This is a genomic window from Flavobacterium soyangense, from assembly GCF_015277675.1.
In the GTDB taxonomy this organism is placed as follows: domain Bacteria; phylum Bacteroidota; class Bacteroidia; order Flavobacteriales; family Flavobacteriaceae; genus Flavobacterium; species Flavobacterium soyangense.
In genome coordinates this window covers 90,330-111,375 of the sequence record NZ_JADHEC010000001.1, presented here as the reverse complement: position 1 = coordinate 111,375, position 21,046 = coordinate 90,330, and the positions used below count along the sequence as shown (strand labels likewise).

The following is a 21,046-nucleotide window of genomic DNA, read 5'->3' as shown; positions in this document are numbered from 1 at the left end:
TGCTTCAAAAAAGATAACACCATTAGGATTAATTAATTTTTTCTAAAGAAAATGCCAAACGAAAGGATTCGTTTAGTAGCTGGTGCTATCTTTGTGGGCTTTACACTATTTTTATAAAACAATTGATTTATGAAACAACAAGGAACATACACTGGCGCCGAAGGTAAACTAGCAGGCTATGATATTCAATACATCGAAAACCAAAAGCGACCACTCATTGTATTTTGTCATGGATTCAATGGATTCAAGGATTGGGGCGCATTCAACTTGATGGAAAATTATTTTGTGCAAAATGGGTTTCAATTTCTAAAATTCAATTTTTCTCACAACGGAACGGCTCCAGAATATCCTTTGGATTTTGTCGATTTGGAAGCCTTTGGCAACAATAATTTTGAAAAAGAGCTCGAAGATATAGAGGCTTTGTTATTCCATCTTAAAAAAGAAAGTTTTGCAGAATGCATAGATTTTGAGAAACTATTTTTCATCGGGCATTCTAAAGGAGGGGCAACGGCTTTGGCCTATACTTTGTCGCATCCGGAAATTAGTGCTTGTGCCACCTTAGCAGCAGTGTTGAACCCAGTAGCACGCTATGGAAAGTTGAAAGATACACTATGGAAAGAAAATGGAGTGAAATTTGTCCTCAACGGAAGAACAAAACAAAAAATGCCGCTGTATTATCAATTAGTTGAAAACACACAGAAAATAAAGGAGAAACTGGATCTCCGAAATTTACTGAAAGGGGATAAACGAAAATTTTTATTGATCCATGGTGGAAATGACGAAGCAGTTCCTGTAACAGAGATTAATTTGGTAAAAAACCTACCCAATTGTAAAGTGTCAATTATTGAAGAGGCCAATCATGTTTTTGGTGCCTCACATCCTTATACAAGTACTGATTTACCCAATGATTTGCAATTAGCCCTGAGCCAAATCGCAAAATTCTTTGAATCATTATAATGGCATAACACACCCGACTTTTGAGAGAGCTTTATTTTTATGGAATTCTTTCTACAGATGGGTACAGTTTACATCGTTAGTTTGCTGTCGTTCGTGTGCAAAATTCGCAATTTGCAAAGCAACTCTTTTTCTGGTAATCGCGTTACAAACGCTATGATTTATTTTCTAATTTAAATAGGTACTCGTCGCAGACAAGCACCAAAGCGACTTTTCTTTTCATAAAAATACCCCCAAATAGTGTCTAACTTTTTGGGGGCAGTCTATAACGGAAGCCTTTTTACATCAATAGTGAGTCAATAATTACAGTGTAGCCGCTCCTCCATCAAGCAACAATTCGCCACCAATCATAAACTTAGAATCATCGGAAGCTAGATAAAGAAATCCTGCGGCCATTTCTTCTGGAGTTCCCAACCGTTTTGCTGGAATTCCAGACGCAAAATAAGCTTTCGCACCGTTGGCTTCTTCTTCGGAAGCTCCATTTCTTGAGAATATTGGTGTGTCAATAGGACCAGGAGAAAGTACATTTACACGGATATTTCTATCCAACAATTCAGCTGAAAAAGTTCTTGCCAACGAACGAACCGCCGCTTTTGAAGCAGAATAAGCTGCTGTTGTCACAAATCCTTTGTGAACCACCGTAGATGCAGTGATAACAATCGAAGCACCATCATTAAGGTGTGGTAATGCTTTTTGAATGGTGAAGAAAACCCCTTTGAAGTTAATATCACTAGTTTGGTCAAACATTTCTTCTGTATAATCAGCTAAAGGTGCTGCGATAAATACACCTGCATTCACGACTAAAACGTCAATTTTCCCAAAAGTTTCTTTAATCGTTCCGAAAGTAGCATCGATGTTGTTCAAATCCGACACATCACTTACCAAACCAATAGAAGCATTCCCAATTTCTAAAACTGCTTCGTCAATTGTTTTTTTATTTCGGCCTGTAATCGCCACTTTAGCACCTTGTTCTGCAAATAATTTTGCCGTTGCTAATCCTATTCCACTATTACCCCCAGTAATTACCGCTACTTTGTTTTTTAATTTTTGCATAATAATTCTATTGTTTTAAGTATTTAAATATTTATATATTTCGATGTATTTAATTAAAAAAAGCTAAACCACTAAACTGTTGATATAATCCACATAAGCAGTACATACTTCTTTGTTTACAACAAATTTTAGATTACGTCCCTCTTTGCCAGCAATCAATAAATCTGCATCTACAAGTTGTTTTATATGATGCGACATGGTCGATTGAGCCAAATTAAACTCAGCCGAAATATCACAGCATTTGGAAAAATTTTGGTTTTCACTAATGATTTTCAAAATCTTTAAACGATATGGATCACCCAAAGCTTTAGAAATTTTTTCGACCTGTTTTATATTTAAACTTGCAATCATTGGGCAAAGGTAAAAAACGGATTTTAATATATCGAAATATTTCGATATATTTTTAAATTTGCCCAAAAAGATACTTCAGCTACTAATTTTAGTTTGAATTATTTTCCTTAAAAAATCTCTATGAAAATTTTATAGACTTACATCAAAACTCATAAAACACTTTTTTTCATTGCTTTATTTTTGGCCGCTATAAACCAATTTTTTCCTTTATTTGACTCCATAATTATAGATAGGCTACTTAGTCTATGTGGTGTTGAAGTAGGTGATTTTAATCACAATCAGCTCATTTTCACCAAAACAGTTATTGGTTGGTTGGCATTATCTTTGGGTGCTGCAATGGTTTCCAGAATTACCAAAAATTTCCAGAATTGTTCTTTGAAGGCATTGCTTAGCGTTAAATGATTTTCTAATGCTTGCATATCGCTTGCTAGGAGTGAAGCACTAAATTCTTGTGCTCTTTGCAACATTCTGATATATGCCGCCGGATTATCATTTCTTGTTAGTCTTCTTAATGCTCCTAAATAGTCATCGCGATACACTGTTAGAATTATGATTCGAGTTTGGTTTGCTATTACTAATTCGGCATTCATCATTACTCTTGCAATTCTGCCATTTCCATCCAAGAATGGATGTATTTCGCTTATCATAAATATAATATATGCTGCCTTAGCGAATGGTTATTGCAGTGCTTGGTAGTAATCAAATCCTTTTATTAATGTTTCTCTTACTAAGGTGTGGTCGACAAAGTGTGTTTCGCTAGCCCGGTTGTTTTTGTCTTTGAATTGACCTGGTTTTTTTGAGGTTCTAGCTCCCAATAGTATTTGATGCCTGTATTGTAATATGTTCAGTAATTCATCGTAATTTGAAGGGGTTGTACTCATTTCCGTTTGATTACTAACTAATATGTAGGCTCCTAAAATGTCGTGAGAATCTTCGTCCTAATTGGGAATTGGTGTTCGGTTTGAATGATGCTTTTAGCTTCTTTTATTTCAAAAATAGTTCCTTCGATGTAGTTTGAAAAATAGGCTTCAAAGAAGGCAAAATTTCGAAAGGCATTGGTTTCTTTGTTAATATCCGGACTTTCTTCTCTTTTAAAACATAGTCTTTTGCCATTTTTATAATGAGGGATCGAACTTTCAGTGTAATTAAAAAATGAAGTTGCACCTATTTTTAAGGCATTCAATCTAATATATCTAAATTGTTCTGTAAGAGCTTTTTGATCGTAAAGGAAAATTCTGAACCAATTCCAAATTCACTTTCTACATATATCTTTTCTTTGTGGGCTTCGATAATATGTTTTACAATTGCGAGACCAAGACCAGAGCCACCTTCGGAACGTGAACCACTTTTATCCACTCGATAAAAACGTTCAAAAAGTCTTGGAATATTTTGTTTTTCAATTCCTTCGCCGTTATCACTTATTCGAACCAATATTTTTTTCTTGGTTAAGTTAATCACTCTGACTTCAGTTAAGCCACCTTCTTTACCATATTTTATGGAATTTACGATCAAGTTTTCGAGTACTTGCTGGATTTTGTCTTTGTCACCTCTAACGAAAATGGGTTGTATGTGATAATTATCGAAAGCGAGAGTAATTTTCTTTTTGTCAGCTTTCATTTCTAATAAATCGAAAACATTTTGAATTAGTTCGACGATATCAAATTCAGAAAATTCCAAATTCAAATCACCCACCTCAAGCTTGGTTATCATATCTAAATCTTCTACGATATAGATTAATCTTTCGACCCCTTTTTCGGCACGTTTCAGGTATTTTTTCCGAATAGTTTTATCTTCCATCGCACCATCAATAAGTGTTGACAAATATCCTTGTACGGTAAACAAAGGCGTTTTTAGTTCGTGAGAAACATTCCCTAGAAATTCTCTGCGATATTCTTCCCGAACTTTAAGCATTTCGATTTCCAGTTTCTTGTCAGTGGCAAACTTTTTGACTTCTCTGGTCAACGCTTCCATATCAGTTGTTATGGGCTGGTTTATAAAAGTACTGGATTCTAATAATGAGATGTCATCATAGATTTTTTTTACCCTTCGATAAATGAATCTTTCGACCCGATATTGGATAACAAGAAATGAAAATATATAAATTATAAAAAGAAAAATAACTCCAAAAGACAGTATTCTTTGGGCTGGAAATTTAAACATTGCTTTTGCCAATACTATTACAAAAAAAGTGGCAAAAAGGCTGATGTATAATGCAGATATTATGGCGAACTTATAGGTTTTTCTGAAACTTATTTTCATTTTTTAAATAGTTTGCATTTAGTGCAAACTTAATACTAAACCTCGAATTTATAACCAACTCCCTTAATGGTTTTGAAAAAATCTTCACCTATTTTCTCCCGAAGTTTTCTGATATGCACATCTATGGTTCTTCCGCCTACAACAACTTCATTTCCCCAAACTTTATCAAGAATTTCATCGCGTTTAAATACCTTTCCTGGTTTTGATGCCAATAAATAAAACAATTCAAACTCTTTTCGAGGTAAGGCAATTATAATGTCGTCTTTTATGATTTTATATTCTTCGCGATTTATTTCGATTCCGCCTACATTAAGTGTTTCACTGTTTTTTTCTTGCTCTTTCAATCGTCGCAACAACGCTTTCACTTTACTGACCAATAATTTTGGCTTAATTGGTTTAGTGATATAATCATCTGCTCCGGCATCAAAACCTGCCATTTGGGAATAATCTTCACTTCTTGCGGTCAAGAAAGTAATGATTACATTATTCAATTCAGGTATTTTTCTAATAATTTCACAAGCTTCCATTCCATCCATTTCCGGCATCATTACATCCATGATAATGAGATCCGGCAATTCTTTTTTAGCTTTTGTTATGGCCTCTTTTCCGTTTGATGCCGTAACGATTTGATAGCCTTCTTGAGAAAGATTGTAACCAACAATTTCTAAAATATCTGGTTCATCGTCAACTAATAAAATCTTGGTATTTTGTTTTTTCATAGTAGCACAATACTGCTTTTGGGTTTGTAAAGGTAAATATAAAACAAAACCATCGAACGTATTACCCAATTTTTAATAAGTTAACGATTTGGTAATACATTCAAAACAACTTAGTAACACTAAATAACAACTTATTTTTAATATAATCGAAAGACTCACATGACTAATAATTTTCACCAATAGTTGAAAATCCAAAAACAAGAGTAATATATTCGTTTTTTCCTCCATAGAAATTGCTAATAAACCAATAAACTTTTTGTTAATTTTTCTATAAATAAGCTGCCAAAACGCAATTTTATTTATTTTGGTATACAATTTGAAATGTTTTTTAATATCTTTACTATTCCAAATCGAAATGATGGCAAAAAATTACTTTTATATTATCACTTTATTGGTTATTTTCTTCTCTTTGAGCGCTTCTGCTCAAGAAGTAAAGCAAACCTCAAAACTTCAAGAAACTTCAATCATTGAAGGATTAAACTTGTACCCAAACCCTGTGAGCAATGGCAAAGTATACATTACTTCAAAAAATGATTTAGACAAGGGAATAATTATTTTTGACGTTTTGGGTAAAAAAGTGCTTCAAACAACAATCAGTTCAAAAGAACTTGGAGTATCTAATCTGTCTCCAGGAGTTTATATCATTAAGATAAACGAAGGCGATGCTACTGCAACAAGGAAATTAATAGTCAAATAGTTCCATTCTCTGAAAAAATGTCACCTAAAAATTAATTATACAATAAATAATTACAGTAAATTTTCTAAAAACTCCAATTGTAAAGTTGGAGTTTTTTTTATTTAATTACTTTTGCAAAAAAATTCTTGATACCAACTTCTGACATATTTACCATTTCAAATCAAAAGCAATTTGAAAAAGCAGCACTCAAAGTGTTTCGCTTTCAGTATGAAAACAATTCGGTATATCGAGAATTTTGTGATTTTTTAAAAACGGATGTTCCAAAAGTAAAATCATTAGAGCAAATTCCGTTTTTGCCCATTCAATTTTTCAAAAGTCATAAAGTGGTTTCCAATGAAAACCCAATTCAAGAAACCTTTACCAGCAGCGGTACAACCGGAATGGCAACTAGTAAACATTTTGTTACAGATGTTTCTCTTTATGAAGAAAGTTACCGAAAAGGGTTCTCCCAATTCTACGGCAATATCGAGGATTATGTTGTCCTGGCTTTACTTCCATCCTACTTGGAGCGCGAAGGTTCGTCCTTGATTTATATGGTCGAAGATTTGATAAAAAAGACCAGCAATTTCGAAAGTGGATTCTACCTTCACAATCACGAAGAACTCACCGAAAAAATAACACGATTGGACAGTGCAGGACAAAACGTCATTTTGATTGGAGTTACTTATGCTTTGTTAGATTTAATTGAAAAACAGCCTTTTCAATTGCAAAACACCATTATTATGGAAACGGGCGGGATGAAAGGCAAACGCAAAGAGATGATTCGTGAAGAATTGCATGAACAATTATGCAAAGGTTTTGGCGTGACAGCCATACATTCTGAATATGGAATGACCGAATTGCTTTCTCAAGCTTATTCGCTGGGAAACGGCGTTTTCGAATGCCCTTCGTGGATGCAAATCCTCGTTCGCGAAACCGAAGACGCTTTGACCTATGTTTCTCATGGGAAAACGGGTGGAATTAACGTGATTGATCTAGCCAATATTAATTCCTGTTCCTTTATTGCCACGCAAGATTTAGGCAAAAAAAATCCCAACAACTCATTTGAAGTATTGGGACGTTTTGATAATTCTGATATTCGCGGTTGCAATTTGATGGTTATTTAACCCGAATCACAAAATAATTTTTCTTTCCGCTTTGCAACAATACAAATTGATTATTGATTAAATCTTTAGTCGAAAGCACGAATTCTTCGGTTACTTTTTCCTTGTTTACCGAAATAGAATTGGCTGTCAAAGCTCTTCTTGCTTCACCATTCGATTTAAAAAATCCTGTTTTTTCGTTTAAAACATCAACAATATTAATTCCTGATTCAATTTCAGTTCTTGCAATCTCAGCTTGCGGAACACCGTCAAAAACATCCAAAAAAGTGGTTTCATCCAATTGTTTTAAATCATCTGAAGTAGAATTTCCAAACAAGATATTAGAAGCTTTAATCGCATTCTCTAAATCTGACGCAGAATGAACCATAACAGTAATTTCTTCGGCCAAACGTTTTTGCAGCAAACGCAAATGTGGCGTTTCTCTATGTTTCTCGGTTAAAACCTCAATTTCCTCTTTCGAAATGAAAGTAAAAATCTTGATGTATTTTTCGGCATCAACATCCGAAGTATTTAACCAATATTGGTAAAATTTATACGGCGAAGTTCGAGCTGCATCCAGCCAAATATTACCGCCTTCGGATTTCCCGAATTTTGTTCCGTCGGCTTTTGTAATTAGCGGACAAGTCAATGCATACGCTTTCCCGCCAGCTATTCTGCGCACTAATTCGGTTCCAGTGGTAATATTTCCCCATTGGTCACTTCCGCCCATTTGAAGTGTACACTTTTTTTCTCTGTACAAATGTAAAAAGTCATATCCTTGAACCAATTGGTAGGTAAACTCAGTGAAAGACATTCCTTCCGCAGCTTCCGAAGACAAACGTTTCTTCACAGAATCTTTGGCCATCATATAATTTACGGTAATATGTTTACCCACATCACGAATGAAATCCAGAAACGAAAAATTCTTCATCCAATCGTAATTATTTACCAGTTCTGCTGCATTTGGCGCATTGGAAGTAAAATCCAGAAAACGAGACAATTGTCCTTTTATAGCTTCCTGATTGTGACGTAAAGTAGCTTCGTCCAATAAATTTCTTTCATTTGATTTTCCTGAAGGATCACCAATCATTCCTGTTGCGCCTCCAACTAATGCTAGAGGTTTGTGACCAGATATTTGAAAATGTTTCAACAACATCACGCCAACTAAATGACCTATATGCAATGAATCTGCAGTTGGGTCAATGCCCACATATGCCACACGCATTTGCTCCATCAAATGTTCTTCTGTGCCCGGCATAACATCGTGGAGCATTCCTCTCCAAGTCACTTCTTCAATAAAATTCTTCATCTTAAAATCAATTTTGGCAAAGATAAAATTTAATGTTGACTTGATAATTTGTTTATTCGGATAATTGAGAAAATAATTCGCAATTCGTAATTTGTAATTCGTAGTTTTGTTTTATGGTTTTAGTCACAGGAGGAACGGGATTAGTCGGTGCGCATTTACTACTTCATTTAGTTGAAAATGGAGATGCCGTTCGTGCCATTTATCGAAATGCCAAAACAATCGAAAAAACTAAATCCCTTTTTTTACTTTATAAAAAAGAATTTCTTTTTGAAAAAATAGGATGGATTCAGGCTGATATTACTGATGTTCCATCATTGGAAATTGCTTTCGAAAACGTAGAATATGTCTATCATTGTGCTGCCTTAATTTCATTTAATCCAAAGGATGAGGATTTACTTCGAAAAATCAATATCGAAGGGACGGCAAATATTGTCAATTTTTGCGTTGCCAAAGCCGTAAAAAAACTCTGTTTTGTGAGCTCGATTGCCGCTCTTGGCGACTTGAAGGAAAACGAAAAAACCATAACTGAAGAAACCGAATGGAATCCAGAAAAACCCCATAGTGATTATGCCATCTCAAAATATGGCGCCGAAATGGAAATTTGGAGAGGACAACAGGAAGGTTTAAATTCGGTAATTATTAATCCCGGCGTTATTCTTGGCCCAAATATCTGGAAACAAGGAAGCGGAATCCTTTTTAAGAAAATAGAAAAAGGATTTCCTTTTTATACCAAAGGAATGACCGGATTTATTGCCGTCACTGATGTTGTTAAAATTGCAGTGGAATTAATGAAAAGCAACGTGATAAACGAAAGATTTACACTCATTGCTCAGAATATTGTCTTTCGGGATTTGTTTAATTCAATTGCCGATGCCCTAGATGCAAAAAGACCCACAATTTATGCAAGTCCTTTTTTTATAGAAATTTTTTGGAGAATAGATTGGCTGCTGTCAACAATTTTTAGATGGAAAAGAAAGTTAGACCGAGCAACTGCCATATCTTCTTATTCTAAAAATTTATATTCAAATGAAAAAATCATAGATATTCTTGGAGCTGAATTTTTAGATATTCAACAGTATATAAAAGAAATTTCAAAATTATAAACTCAATTTTCTCTTTTTGATTTTTTTAATTGAATCTGCTTCTTTTGTCTTTCTAAGTTCGTTCTTAACCTTTTTAATGGAATCTGCTTCTCTTTTCCTTTTGAGTTTTTCTTTCTCCTTTTTCAGCAAAACATCTTTCTTTTTTTGGATCTTAATCAACGATTCCACCAAAGATTTATTCTGATCCAATCGCGCTTTTATTTTTTCAAACATCTTTTTATACTCTTTATAATCAGCTGCATAATAGATGTTATTTTGGGCAAATTGAATGCTGTCAATTTTATATTTTTTAAAGATATAATCGTTTGGATTTATATTAAATGTATCCAAAGAACTTGGATTTTGAACTTTTATAGCTTCCAAAAGGGATAAATCATACATAATATTTACCATTTTCTCTTTTTCAATAAGATGATTTGGCGTCTTGATTATCTCTTTTTTACAACTTACAATAATTAATAAAACAACTAAAAATGGCAGTATTTTTTTCATCTTTACTATTTATCTGTCAAATAATAATCGTTTTCCGGCACGAATGTCTTTTACTTTAAAAGCAGAATAAACTAATTGTCCGTTTACAAAAGTATGAGTGATTCTTGATTTAAATGTAAATTCTTCAAAAGGTGACCATCCACATTTAGCTAGAATATTTTCCTTTTTTACACTCCAAGGCAAACCTGAATTTACGATAACTAAATCTGCATAATATCCCACTTTGATAAATCCACGTTTCTCGATTTTAAAAATCTTGGCCGGATTATGGCACATTTTTTCAACTATCTTTTCAATACTTATTTTTCCCTGATGATAGGCTTCAAACATTGCCACAACCGCGTGTTGAACAAGTGGTCCGCCAGAAGGAGCTTTCAAATAAGGTTGTTTTTTTTCTTCCAAAGTATGTGGTGCATGGTCAGTTGCAATCACATCAATTCTACCGTCAAGCAAAGCTTCCCAAAGAACTTTTCGATCATTGGCAGTTTTTACTGCAGGATTCCATTTTATCAAATTGCCTTTGGTAGCATAATCCTCATTGGAAAACCACAAATGATGAATGCAAACTTCGGCGGTAATTTTCTTGTCTTCCAATGGGATTTTATTGGTAAACAAATCCATTTCTTTTGCTGTGGAAAGATGAAAAACATGCAAACGAGCACCTGTTTTTTTAGCCAAAGCAATTGCTTTAGAAGACGAAATGTAGCAGGCTTCCTCGCTTCGGATAAGATGATGCACCGTTACGGGAATATCTTCTCCAAACTCTTCTTTGTATTTTTTTAAATTGTGTTTAATTGTATTTTCATCTTCACAATGCACGGCAATAAGCATTGGTGTACTTGAAAATATTCTTTCCAAAACGACTTCATTATCCACCAACATATTTCCTGTCGATGAACCTAAGAATATTTTTATTCCCGCTACATTTCTCGGATTTGTTTTTAGAACTTCATCCAGATTATCATTTGTTGCTCCCATCATAAACGAATAATTCGCATAGGATTTCTCAGCAGCTATTACATATTTCTGTTCCAAAACTTCCTGCGTTACCGCATTTGGAATTGTATTTGGTTGTTCAATAAACGAGGTAATTCCGCCGGCAACTGCAGCTTTAGATTCAGATTCTATATCGCCTTTGTGGGTAAGTCCTGGCTCCCTAAAATGCACCTGATCATCAATGGCGCCTGGAATTAAATAATTCCCTTCAGCATCAATAATCTTACATTCAGAAGATTTTGCGCTGATACTTTCCGAAATTTCGACAATTAAGTCGTTTTCGATTAAAACATCTCCCTCAAAAATGATTCCTTCGTTTACTATTTTGGCATTTTTGATTAAAACCCTATTCATCTTTTTTTTCTTTATAAGGTGTTAACTAATTTTTTTAATCGGAGTGCAATAACTCCTAAAACCGCTTCTTTAAAAATGGCACTGCTCATTTTTGACTGTCCTTTTGTTCTGTCTGTAAAAATAATTGGCACTTCGACAATCTTAAAATTCTTGCAAAATGTTCTGTATTTCATTTCAATTTGAAAAGCATAGCCCACAAATTTTATTTTATCTAAATTAATTCCGGCTAAAACCTCACTTTTATAGCAAATAAAACCTGCGGTGGCATCGTGAATCTTCATTCCTGTAACAAAACGCACATAAACAGATGCAAAATAAGACATTAAAACACGGCTTAAGGGCCAGTTTACAACATTGACACCTGTTACATAACGGGAACCAATGGCTAAATCTGCTCCTCCAAAATGACAGGCATCGTATAATTTTTCCAAGTCATTTGGATTGTGTGAAAAATCCGCATCCATTTCGAAAACATATTCATATTTATGTTCCAAAGCCCAGCGAAATCCATGTACATAAGCAGTTCCTAAACCTAATTTTCCCGTTCTTTTTTCTAAAAATAATCTTCCCTCAAATTCAGTTTGAAGCATCGTTACTTTTTCTGCGGTATGGTCTGGTGAGTTATCATCAATAACAAGAACGTGAAAAGGTTTATGCTGGGAAAGCACTGACCTAATGATGCTTTCGATGTTCTCAATTTCGTTATAGGTAGGAATTATAACAATACAATCGTTCATATTTTGAGTAATTTCAACGCAAAAGTAAACTTTTTATGCGATTTGATTTCATAATAAAATTATAATAAAAAGAATGAAGCAAAAAATTAGTAATTTTGCATCGACATGATTGAAAACGTACTTCATCTAAGGGTAATTGAGAACAAAGATTGGGCTACAGTCTTGTTTGTGATTTCATTTGCCACAATTGCGATTATAAAATCGGCTTTTGAGAATCGATTTGCTGACTTTGCCAAATTAATTTATTCGGATAAATATACAAATGTTTATAAAGACAGTAGCAATCTTAAGAGTGGTTTTACCATTTCATTATTTTTTGTGCAAATTATCTCTTTAGCCTTCTTCATTCAACTTTCGCTTTCCTTTTTTGGATATGCTTCAAAAACAGATTGGATTTTGTACATTCAAATAATTACACTGCTAATTTTCTTCATTTTATCAAAATTTTTAATCGAAAAAATTATAGCTACAGCATTCCATATTGAGGAGTTTGTAGAACAGTTTAACCTACAAAAGGTTACTTTCAGAACCTATATTGGATTATTTATATTGCCAATCAACATTATTCTGTTCTATAACAACACATTTTCAAGAAATATTGTCATACTGTTTGTCGCTATTTTGTTGGTTGTAAACGCACTGACATATTTAGTTTCAATAAAAAATTATCAAAACATAATATTTAGTAAGTTGTTTTATTTTATTTTATATCTTTGCGCTCTCGAAATAGCACCGTATTATTTCATGTATTATTGGTTTACAAAAGGTATTGCTTAGAAAATGTCAAATATGAAAGTGAAAACAATTTTGGTGTCACAGCCCGAGCCTAAAGTGGAAAATTCCCCTTACTTTGAGCTTCAAAATAAGCATAAAGTAAAAGTTGATTTCAGACCTTTTATCCACGTCGAAGGAGTTAATGCAAAAGAGATTAGACTTCAAAAAATTGATCTTAATAATTTTACCGCAATTATTTTAACAAGCAAAAACTCTGTAGATCATTTCTTTAGAGTTGCTGACGAAATGCGCTATAAAGTTCCTGAAGGATTGAAATATTTTTGTCAATCAGAAGCAATTGCTTTTTATCTTCAAAAATACGTAGTCTATCGCAAGCGCAAAATATATGTTGGCCCAAAAGATTTTGCTGATTTGTCTCCTTTGATAAAAAAATATAAAGACGAAAAATTCCTTTTGCCTGCTTCAGACCAACTGAACGCAGATGCGCCAATAACGCTTAACGCCTTAAAAGTAGACTGGACTCCAGCTGTTTTTTACAAAACGGTAATTAGCGATTTGTCAGATTTAGCCGATGTATATTATGATATTTTGGCTTTCTTTAGCCCAACCGGAATAAAATCATTGTTCACTAATTTCCCTGATTTTCAACAAAACAATACCAGAATTGCGGTTTTTGGAAGCACCACTCAAAAAGAAGCTTTGGACAAAGGATTGAGAGTTGATATTATGGCTCCAACACCTGCTACACCTTCAATGACAATGGCTTTAGAGAAATATATTTCAGAAGCAAATAAAGGAAAATAAGTTATTTGGATAAAAATTACTTTTAAATAAAAATTACAAAAAGGCTGCAGTTTAAATTGCAGCCTTTTTTATGTTCAAAACTGGCCGCTTTTTGAATTTTCGGTTGGCTATTTTTTAGAAATCAAAGAAAAAAATCCGCCTCAATTATTAATCAAGGCGGATTGCATCTAAAACTTAATGATTTACCTTCTATTATTGAATATTGAAATATAATACATCAAAGTGGCGATAGACCCCAAAGCAGCCACAACATAAGTTCTTGCAGCCCATTTCAGCGCATCTTTTGCCCCAGCTTGTTCTTGTTGAGTCAACATTCTTTTATTTTCTAACCAAGCTAATGCACGATTGCTCGCATCATATTCTACGGGCAATGTGATAATCGAAAATAAAGTAGTTGCAGCAAAAATTACGATTCCGACTAACAATAATTGCGGAAAGCTTTTTAACATCAAAATTCCCCCTATCAAAATCCATTGCATGTAAGACGATGCAACATTTACAACCGGAACCAATTGAGAACGCATCGTCAACCAACTATAAGCCGTTGCGTGTTGCACGGCGTGACCACATTCGTGGGCGGCAACCGCAGCTGCTGCTGCATTTCTTTGGTTGAAAACCGCTTCACTCAGGTTGACGGTTTTATCCGCAGGATTGTAATGATCCGTTAATTGTCCTGCAACCGAAATTACTCTCACATCGGTAATCCCGTGATCGGCAAGCATTTTTTCGGCGATTTCCTGTCCGGACATTCCGTTTTGCAAATGCAATTTGGAGTACTTTTCAAATTTGTTTTTCAATTGGCTACTAATCAACCAGCTTACGAGCATAATTGCCCCAGCCAAAACTAAATAACTCATTCCCATATTTTTGCTTTTTAAATATAAATTTACAAACGTATCATCAAATTTAAAGCCAAATTTTTGAATGCCAAATTGACATTTTTTTATCCGACCAAATTAATGACTTTCCCCGGAACAATGATTATTTTATTTGGCGTTTTCCCATCTAATTGTTTCAAGGTTCTTTCGTCTTTCATAATGATTTCCTGAATTTCAGGCACGGTCAAATCTAAAGACAATTCTATCGTGAAACGCATTTTCCCATTGAAAGAAACCGGATATTCCTTGCTGCTTTCCACCAAATGTTTTTCGTCCAATATTGGAAAAGCTACCGTCGAAATCGAACCTGAATTTCCTAATTGAAACCATAATTCCTCAGCAATATGCGGTGCATAAGACGAAATCAATACCGTCAATGGCTCTAGAATGGCACGGGAATGACAATTTTGGGTTGACAATTCATTCACACAAATCATAAACTGTGAAACCGAAGTATTGAAAGAGAAGCCTTCGATATCTTCAGCGACTTTTTTGATGGTTTTGTGTAATGATTTTAAGTTGTCTTTTGTTGGTTCATCATTGGTAATAATTAAACCATTTTCGTCAAAATACAAACGCCATAATTTTTTCAAGAATCCAAAAACTCCCGAAATTCCAGCCGTGTTCCAAGGTTTCGCTTGTTCCAATGGCCCTAAAAACATTTCATACAAACGCAAAGTATCGGCTCCGTATTCGTTGCAAATATCATCTGGAGTTACTACATTGTATTTCGATTTCGACATTTTTTCGATTTCGCGACCGACGATGTATTTTCCATTGTCTTCAGTGATGAAAATGGTGTCTTTATATTCTTTTCTTGAATTTTTTAATTTTTCAATATCTAGCTCATTTGAAACTTCATTAATCACTTTTAAATCAACATGTAAATTCTGAAAAGACGAAGGATAAATTCTAATGCTTGTAGTGGTTTGCCCCGTAATTTTAAATAATTTTTTAGCCAAACTTACTAAAAGAGGGTATTCATCTTCTTTATAATTAAAATCTATTCCTGATGGCACTAATGTTAAACACAAATCATAATCCTCACCTTTATTTTCTTTCTCTACATTCTCAAAAAATCTTTTAATTTCTTTTACATAAGAATATGATAAAATCACTTTATCTAATCCAACACCTACATTATCGATACCTGATGAATCCCTATAACCTGATGAACCATATTCTCCTAGTTTACAAATAAAATAAAACGCACTCATCCCCAAAATCATTCCCTGATTAATCAGTTTTTTGAATGGTTCTTCGGTTGGTGCAAAACCTTTGTCTTTTAGGAATTTGTTCCAAAAACGGGAATACAATAAGTGTCCTGTTGCGTGTTCGCTTCCGCCAATGTATAAATCCACGCTTTCCCAATATTTCAATGCCTCTTTGCTGGCAAATTCTCCGTCGTTGTGCGCATCCATATAACGCATCCAATACCAGGAACTTCCCGCCCAACCAGGCATGGTGTTCAATTCTAAAGGAAAAATAGTCGTATTGTCAACCAAACTTGTTTCAACTACTTTATTATTTGTAGTATCCCAAGCCCAAACTGTCGCATTCCCTAATGGTGGCAATCCGTCTTCGGTTGGTAAGTATTTCTCGACTTCCGGCAAGATGATTGGCAAATGTTGCGCATCAATCATTTGTGGCAAGCCATTTACATAATATACCGGAAACGGTTCGCCCCAATACCTTTGGCGAGAGAAAACAGCATCACGCAAACGGTAATTGATTTTCCCTTTTCCTTGGTTTATTTTTTCGAGTTCGGCGATGACTTTCTTGGTCGCTTCTTTGTATCCTAATCCATTCAAGAAATCAGAATCTATCAATTGAAAACCTTCTTTCGCTCCAAAAGCAGCTTCGGAAATATCTTTATCAAAAATGTTTTTTATAGGTTGCATTCCGTTTTGACCTTTGAAGAAATTGGCGAAAGCATAATCTCTTTCGTCGCCGCAAGGAACTGCCATAACAGCGCCAGTTCCGTAACCTGCAAGCACATAATCGCCAATCCAAACCGGAATCGGCTCTTTGGTAAACGGATGCTCGGCATAAGCTCCGGTAAAAACTCCCGAAATGGTTTTTACATCCGCCATACGCTCTCTTTCGGAACGTTTTGCGGTTTTTTCGATATACGCCTCAACAGCCGCTTTTTGTTCTGGAGTCGTAATTTGCGCCACCAATTCGTGTTCCGGCGCCAATGTCATAAACGTAACTCCAAAAATCGTGTCGGGTCTTGTAGTAAAAACATCTATATATTGTTGCTCCCTTTCGACTTTTGACTTTTGACTTTTGACTTTAAAAGAAACCATCGCTCCCACGGATTTTCCAATCCAGTTTCTTTGACTTTCTTTGATGCTTTCGCTCCAATCAATCGTATCCAAACCTTGCAACAAACGTTCTGCATAAGCCGAAATTCGCATGCTCCATTGCGTCATTTTCTTGCGAATAACCGGATATCCACCACGTTCTGAAACCCCGTTTACGATTTCGTCATTCGCCAAAACCGTTCCCAATCCCGGACACCAATTGACTTCAGTTTCAGCTAAATAGGTTAAACGGTATTGCAGTAGTATTTTTTGTTGGGCTGAAGATGAAAAAGAGTTCCATTCGCTTGACGAAAAACCAACAATATTATCGTCGCAAACCGCATTTACATTCAGATTACCTTCTGTTGAAAAAATCGAAACTAAGGTAGAAATGTCTTCGGCTTTGTCCGTATTTTTATTGTACCAAGAATTGAATAATTGGATGAAAATCCACTGGGTGTGTTTGTAATAATCCGGATTCGAAGTACGAACTTCGCGACTCCAATCGAATGAAAACCCAATTTTATCGAGTTGTTTTCTGTAACCCGCAATTTTATTTCCTTCTTTGTCGACGCCTCCATCAATATTTACCGAAGTGGTGTCTTCCGGACGTTGACCAGTTTGAATCGCATATTGCTCGGCCGGCAGACCAAAACTGTCGTAACCCATTGGATGCAAAACATTAAACCCGCGATGTCTTTTGTATCGAGCATACACATCCGAAGCGATGTAACCCAGTGGATGCCCAACGTGCAATCCCGCTCCTGATGGATAAGGAAACATATCCAAAACATAATATTTTGGTTTAGCTACGCTCAATTCGGCTTTGCCTCGGGTTTCGGAGTTGTTTTGTGCGGCAAAAGTTTGATTTTCGGCCCAATAATTTTGCCATTTGGCCTCTATTTCGTTCGGATTGTATTTCATTCCTCTTTATTATTGTTTTTTAAAGGAGTCATGCTTTCGCAAACTCAAGTCATCTTATTGATAGGATTCAAAGTCGTAAAGACTTTTATGGTATGATTATTTTAGACGCCAAATTTACATTTATTGTACGAAAGTTGAAAGTTTGAGCGTTATTAACTTTAAATAAAGAAATTCTTTGTTATTTTTGACCCATAATTACAATAAACTATGGCTTCTTCATTTGATAAATTTCAAAAACGCAGGTTAATTTCCTCTTATTTCTCGGTAGTGCTAAGTGTATTCTTGGTGTTATTTCTATTGGGAATTCTAGGATTTTTTATTATAAATTCTAAAAAACTGGCGGACAATTTCAGAGAAAAAATTGCAATGACAGTGTTTTTCAAGAACGATGCCAATGACTCAATTATAAAGGCTTTTGGAAAAGAATTGAAAGCTGCTAATTTCACTAAATCATATGCATACGTTTCCAAAGAAGTTGCAGCAAAGCAACATACTGACATTATTGGCGAAGATTTTATGACTTTCTTAGGTACAAATCCTTTGCAAAATTCATTTGACATCAACTTGAAAGCTGATTATGTAGAAAAAGACAGCATAGCAAAAATCGAAAGTCAATTACACAAGAACCCTATGGTTTCGGATATCGTTTATGACAAACAACTGGTGAATTTAGTAAATGACAATATCAAAAAAGTGAGTATGTGGATATTGATAATCAGCGGCTTTCTAACTTTTATCGCTGTTTTATTGATTAATAGCTCTTTGCGTTTGTCTATTTATTCTCATCGATTTATTATTAAAACAATGCAAATGGTTGGTGCAACAAAAGCATTTATTAGGAAACCATTTGTAATGCGAAGTATAAAATTAGGTATGATTGGTGGGGGTCTGGCCATTATTGCACTGATTGGTGTTTTAGTTTATCTCCAAGTTAATTTTCCGGATTTAGGAATTCTTGATGATAAATTGCTTGTTGCATTAGTCTTATTATTAGTCTTCGGCATTGGTGTTTTGATTACCTGGATAAGCACTTATTTTGCAACACAACGCTTTTTGAATTTAAGAACCGATGATTTATATTAGATAGAAGAAAAATGAAGAAAACAGAAAAAAATCTAGAACAAAAACAAAAACACGAATTTCTTTTTGAAAAAATAAATTATAAAATTTTACTTATTGGCATTGTTGTAATTGCTATTGGATTTCTATTGATGTCAGGCGGCGGAAGCGATAATCCAAATGTATTTAACGAAGAAATTTTCAACTTTAGAAGAATCCGTTTGGCTCCAACAACCGTTTTAATTGGTTTTGGCATCACCATTTATGCTATTCTTAAAAACCCAAAAAAAGCATAAATGAATACTTTTCAATCTATTATTATTGCCATTATTGAAGGAATTACTGAGTTTTTACCTGTTTCTTCGACAGGTCATATGATTTTAGCTTCTTCTTTTTTTGGTATTGAACACGATGAATTCACGAAACTTTTTACAATCGTCATCCAATTAGGAGCCATACTTTCAGTTGTTGTTTTATACTTTAAACGCTTTTTCCAAACGTTTGACTTCTACTTTAAATTACTGGTAGCCTTTGTTCCTGCAGTCGTTTTTGGATTGTTGTTCAGTAAAAAAATTGATGCTTTATTAGAAAGTCCTTTAACAGTTGCGATTTCTCTTTTGATTGGTGGAATTATTTTATTGAAAGTTGATGATTGGTTTACTGATTCTTCAGAAATTCAAACGTCAAACGAAATCAGCTATTTGCAAGCTTTCAAAATTGGATTATTTCAGTGTCTGGCAATGGTTCCGGGAGTTTCCAGAAGTGGCGCAAGCATCGTGGGAGGAATGTCACAAAAATTATCTCGAACAACTGCTGCGGAATTTTCATTCTTTCTGGCAGTGCCAACAATGCTTGGTGCAACCGCAAAAAAATGTTACGATTATTATAAAGACGGTCTTGTATTGTCTCACGACCAAGTCAACTTTTTAATTATTGGAAATGTTGTTGCATTTGTTGTGGCACTTTTAGCCATTAAATCTTTTATTGGATTTTTGACTAAACACGGTTTTAAAGTATTTGGTTATTACCGTATTATTGCAGGAATTGTATTGTTGGCGATTCACTTTTTCATTCATCCATTGACAGTAATTTAATGTCTGCCGAAGATTATTTAAACGGACAAATCATCTTAATTGACAAACCTTTGCATTGGACCTCATTTCAAGCTGTCAATAAAATGAAATATGCTTTGATTAACAAAGCGGGACTTCCAAAAAAATTCAAAATTGGACACGCAGGAACTTTAGATCCATTGGCAAGTGGATTATTGCTGGTATGTACCGGAAAATTTACCAAAAAAATCACGGAACTTCAAGGTCAAGCCAAAGAATATACCGGAACTTTCTATATAGGAGCGACCACACCATCCTACGATTTAGAAACTGAAATAGATGAAACTTTTGAAACTTCACATATTGACGAAGCTCTAATTCATGAAACAGTGAAGCAATTTTTAGGGGAAATTGACCAAAAACCACCAATTTTCTCGGCCATAAAAAAAGACGGTATCCGTCTTTATGAGCACGCCCGTGCTGGTGAAACTGTAGAAATAGCTACACGAAAAACAACAGTTCACGAATTCGAAATCACTCGAATTGCACTTCCCGAAGTCGATTTTAGAGTCGTTTGCAGCAAGGGAACTTATATCCGTTCCTTAGCATATGATTTTGGAAAGGCAATAAATTCCGGTTCGCATTTAACAGTTTTGCGAAGAACAAAAATTGGCAATTATGCCGTGACTGAAGCTATGGACGTGACTTTATTCGAACAAAGTTTAGCCCATTAAATTAATCAGAGTGTTTTTTACTTAATTACGCTACGCCACTTCTGTGTTAATAATGAGTTGTAGTTTTACCTCCAAATAGTGCAGTAGAGATGTAATCATAGAATTTTTCAAATAGATTTTTCATTTGGTTGTTTTTTAAATTGTTAAACAATAATTAAACACCAATAAAAAAAGCAAATTAATAATAAGTAGATTTGGTTGAGGACACCAATTTACATATTTTTCATTAAAAATAAAAATATATCAAAACTATTTATCAACAAAGTTATGAATACTTAGCGTTTAGCTTTTATATAATTCAACCATTAAAATTTATAGTGTTCACTTCAAAAAAAATTAGAATAAACAGTAAAAAGACATTCTCGAAATAGTGTTAAGAGTGGTTTGTAACAAATTGACCAGTATTTATTTCTGGCCCAAGATTTAGCAAAAAACTATGCAACTGTTG

Annotated in this window: 23 protein-coding genes; 10 read left to right on the top strand and 13 right to left on the bottom strand. The window is 34.4% G+C overall.

The window, feature by feature from the left end; genetic code table 11:
• Nucleotides 1-129: 129 nt before the first annotated feature.
• Nucleotides 130-957, top strand: coding sequence for an alpha/beta hydrolase family protein (locus tag IR213_RS00475; protein WP_194310348.1), 828 nt, complete (start codon nucleotides 130-132; stop codon nucleotides 955-957).
• Nucleotides 958-1,257: 300 nt separating this feature from the next.
• Here IR213_RS00475 and IR213_RS00470 read toward each other — a convergent pair whose 3' ends face one another.
• The 7 genes from IR213_RS00470 to IR213_RS00450 form a co-directional block, all read right to left on the bottom strand.
• On the bottom strand, nucleotides 1,258-2,007 hold the full coding sequence (locus tag IR213_RS00470) for an SDR family oxidoreductase (protein WP_194310347.1): 750 nt from the start codon (nucleotides 2,005-2,007) through the stop codon (nucleotides 1,258-1,260).
• Between the two features lie 63 nt (nucleotides 2,008-2,070).
• Nucleotides 2,071-2,358: an ArsR/SmtB family transcription factor gene (locus IR213_RS00465; RefSeq protein ID WP_194310346.1), complete on the bottom strand. Its 288-nt coding sequence runs from the start codon at nucleotides 2,356-2,358 to the stop codon at nucleotides 2,071-2,073.
• 278 nt (nucleotides 2,359-2,636) lie between these two features.
• Nucleotides 2,637-3,005 (bottom strand): Fic family protein, encoded by a 369-nt coding sequence (locus IR213_RS16185; protein WP_228479047.1) that lies wholly within the window; start codon nucleotides 3,003-3,005, stop codon nucleotides 2,637-2,639.
• 30 nt (nucleotides 3,006-3,035) lie between these two features.
• Nucleotides 3,036-3,239, bottom strand: a complete 204-nt coding sequence (locus tag IR213_RS16180) for a hypothetical protein (RefSeq protein WP_228479046.1) — start codon at nucleotides 3,237-3,239, stop codon at nucleotides 3,036-3,038.
• 32 nt (nucleotides 3,240-3,271) lie between these two features.
• Complete coding sequence (locus IR213_RS16175; protein WP_228479045.1) at nucleotides 3,272-3,541, bottom strand: hypothetical protein; 270 nt, start codon at nucleotides 3,539-3,541, stop codon at nucleotides 3,272-3,274.
• On the bottom strand, nucleotides 3,538-4,617 hold the full coding sequence (locus IR213_RS00455; RefSeq protein WP_194310345.1) for a sensor histidine kinase: 1,080 nt from the start codon (nucleotides 4,615-4,617) through the stop codon (nucleotides 3,538-3,540). The genes IR213_RS16175 and IR213_RS00455 overlap by 4 nt, the downstream gene beginning before the upstream one ends.
• A gap of 35 nt (nucleotides 4,618-4,652) precedes the next feature.
• Nucleotides 4,653-5,336 (bottom strand): response regulator transcription factor, encoded by a 684-nt coding sequence (locus IR213_RS00450; RefSeq protein WP_194310443.1) that lies wholly within the window; start codon nucleotides 5,334-5,336, stop codon nucleotides 4,653-4,655.
• 358 nt (nucleotides 5,337-5,694) lie between these two features.
• Here IR213_RS00450 and IR213_RS00445 point away from each other — a divergent pair, with 358 nt between their 5' ends.
• Together IR213_RS00445 and IR213_RS00440 are read left to right on the top strand one after the other, a co-directional pair.
• Nucleotides 5,695-6,033 carry a T9SS type A sorting domain-containing protein gene (locus IR213_RS00445; RefSeq protein ID WP_194310442.1) on the top strand — a complete coding sequence of 113 codons (339 nt, stop codon included), beginning with the start codon at nucleotides 5,695-5,697 and terminating at the stop codon, nucleotides 6,031-6,033.
• Between the two features lie 125 nt (nucleotides 6,034-6,158).
• Entirely contained in the window at nucleotides 6,159-7,139 is a 981-nt protein-coding gene (locus IR213_RS00440) for a LuxE/PaaK family acyltransferase (protein WP_194310344.1), read from the top strand.
• Here the strand turns inward: IR213_RS00440 and tyrS are convergent.
• The gene (gene tyrS, locus IR213_RS00435) at nucleotides 7,132-8,424 is read right to left on the bottom strand and encodes a tyrosine--tRNA ligase (RefSeq protein ID WP_194310343.1); all 1,293 of its coding nucleotides are present in this window, start codon (nucleotides 8,422-8,424) and stop codon (nucleotides 7,132-7,134) included. The two genes, IR213_RS00440 and tyrS, sit on opposite strands and share 8 nt — an antisense overlap.
• Before the next feature lie 113 nt (nucleotides 8,425-8,537).
• Here tyrS and IR213_RS00430 point away from each other — a divergent pair, with 113 nt between their 5' ends.
• The gene (locus IR213_RS00430) at nucleotides 8,538-9,527 is read left to right on the top strand and encodes an NAD-dependent epimerase/dehydratase family protein (protein ID WP_194310342.1); all 990 of its coding nucleotides are present in this window, start codon (nucleotides 8,538-8,540) and stop codon (nucleotides 9,525-9,527) included.
• Here IR213_RS00430 and IR213_RS00425 read toward each other — a convergent pair.
• From IR213_RS00425 to IR213_RS00415, 3 genes are read right to left on the bottom strand one after another with little or no spacing between them, the layout of a single operon-like run.
• Nucleotides 9,522-10,019 carry a DUF4296 domain-containing protein gene (locus IR213_RS00425; RefSeq protein ID WP_194310341.1) on the bottom strand — a complete coding sequence of 166 codons (498 nt, stop codon included), beginning with the start codon at nucleotides 10,017-10,019 and terminating at the stop codon, nucleotides 9,522-9,524. The genes IR213_RS00430 and IR213_RS00425 overlap by 6 nt on opposite strands.
• Nucleotides 10,020-10,028: 9 nt before the next feature.
• A complete protein-coding gene (locus tag IR213_RS00420) occupies nucleotides 10,029-11,369 on the bottom strand; it encodes a dihydroorotase (RefSeq protein WP_194310340.1) in 1,341 nt (446 codons plus the stop codon).
• A gap of 11 nt (nucleotides 11,370-11,380) precedes the next feature.
• Nucleotides 11,381-12,106, bottom strand: a complete 726-nt coding sequence (locus IR213_RS00415; RefSeq protein ID WP_194310339.1) for a polyprenol monophosphomannose synthase — start codon at nucleotides 12,104-12,106, stop codon at nucleotides 11,381-11,383.
• Between the two features lie 105 nt (nucleotides 12,107-12,211).
• On the opposite strand from IR213_RS00415, the gene IR213_RS00410 reads away from it, so the two are divergent.
• Both IR213_RS00410 and IR213_RS00405 read left to right on the top strand, forming a co-directional pair.
• The gene (locus IR213_RS00410) at nucleotides 12,212-12,883 is read left to right on the top strand and encodes a DUF4271 domain-containing protein (RefSeq protein WP_194310338.1); all 672 of its coding nucleotides are present in this window, start codon (nucleotides 12,212-12,214) and stop codon (nucleotides 12,881-12,883) included.
• Between the two features lie 12 nt (nucleotides 12,884-12,895).
• Nucleotides 12,896-13,645 carry a uroporphyrinogen-III synthase gene (locus IR213_RS00405; RefSeq protein ID WP_194310337.1) on the top strand — a complete coding sequence of 250 codons (750 nt, stop codon included), beginning with the start codon at nucleotides 12,896-12,898 and terminating at the stop codon, nucleotides 13,643-13,645.
• 182 nt (nucleotides 13,646-13,827) lie between these two features.
• Here IR213_RS00405 and IR213_RS00400 read toward each other — a convergent pair whose 3' ends face one another.
• A complete protein-coding gene (locus IR213_RS00400) occupies nucleotides 13,828-14,508 on the bottom strand; it encodes a zinc metallopeptidase (protein ID WP_194310336.1) in 681 nt (226 codons plus the stop codon).
• Between the two features lie 80 nt (nucleotides 14,509-14,588).
• A complete protein-coding gene (locus IR213_RS00395) occupies nucleotides 14,589-17,753 on the bottom strand; it encodes a leucine--tRNA ligase (protein WP_194310335.1) in 3,165 nt (1,054 codons plus the stop codon).
• A 207-nt stretch (nucleotides 17,754-17,960) separates the two neighbouring features.
• Here IR213_RS00395 and IR213_RS00390 point away from each other — a divergent pair, with 207 nt between their 5' ends.
• Genes IR213_RS00390 through truB form a run of 4 tightly spaced genes read left to right on the top strand, consistent with a single transcriptional unit; the run spans nucleotide 17,961 to nucleotide 20,598 of the window.
• Complete coding sequence (locus IR213_RS00390) at nucleotides 17,961-18,836, top strand: cell division protein FtsX (RefSeq protein ID WP_194310334.1); 876 nt, start codon at nucleotides 17,961-17,963, stop codon at nucleotides 18,834-18,836.
• A gap of 11 nt (nucleotides 18,837-18,847) precedes the next feature.
• Nucleotides 18,848-19,108, top strand: coding sequence for a DUF3098 domain-containing protein (locus IR213_RS00385; protein WP_194310333.1), 261 nt, complete (start codon nucleotides 18,848-18,850; stop codon nucleotides 19,106-19,108).
• A complete protein-coding gene (locus IR213_RS00380; protein ID WP_194310332.1) occupies nucleotides 19,109-19,906 on the top strand; it encodes an undecaprenyl-diphosphate phosphatase in 798 nt (265 codons plus the stop codon).
• Nucleotides 19,906-20,598, top strand: coding sequence for a tRNA pseudouridine(55) synthase TruB (truB, locus tag IR213_RS00375; protein WP_194310331.1), 693 nt, complete (start codon nucleotides 19,906-19,908; stop codon nucleotides 20,596-20,598). The genes IR213_RS00380 and truB overlap by 1 nt, the downstream gene beginning before the upstream one ends.
• Nucleotides 20,599-21,046 lie beyond the last annotated feature (448 nt).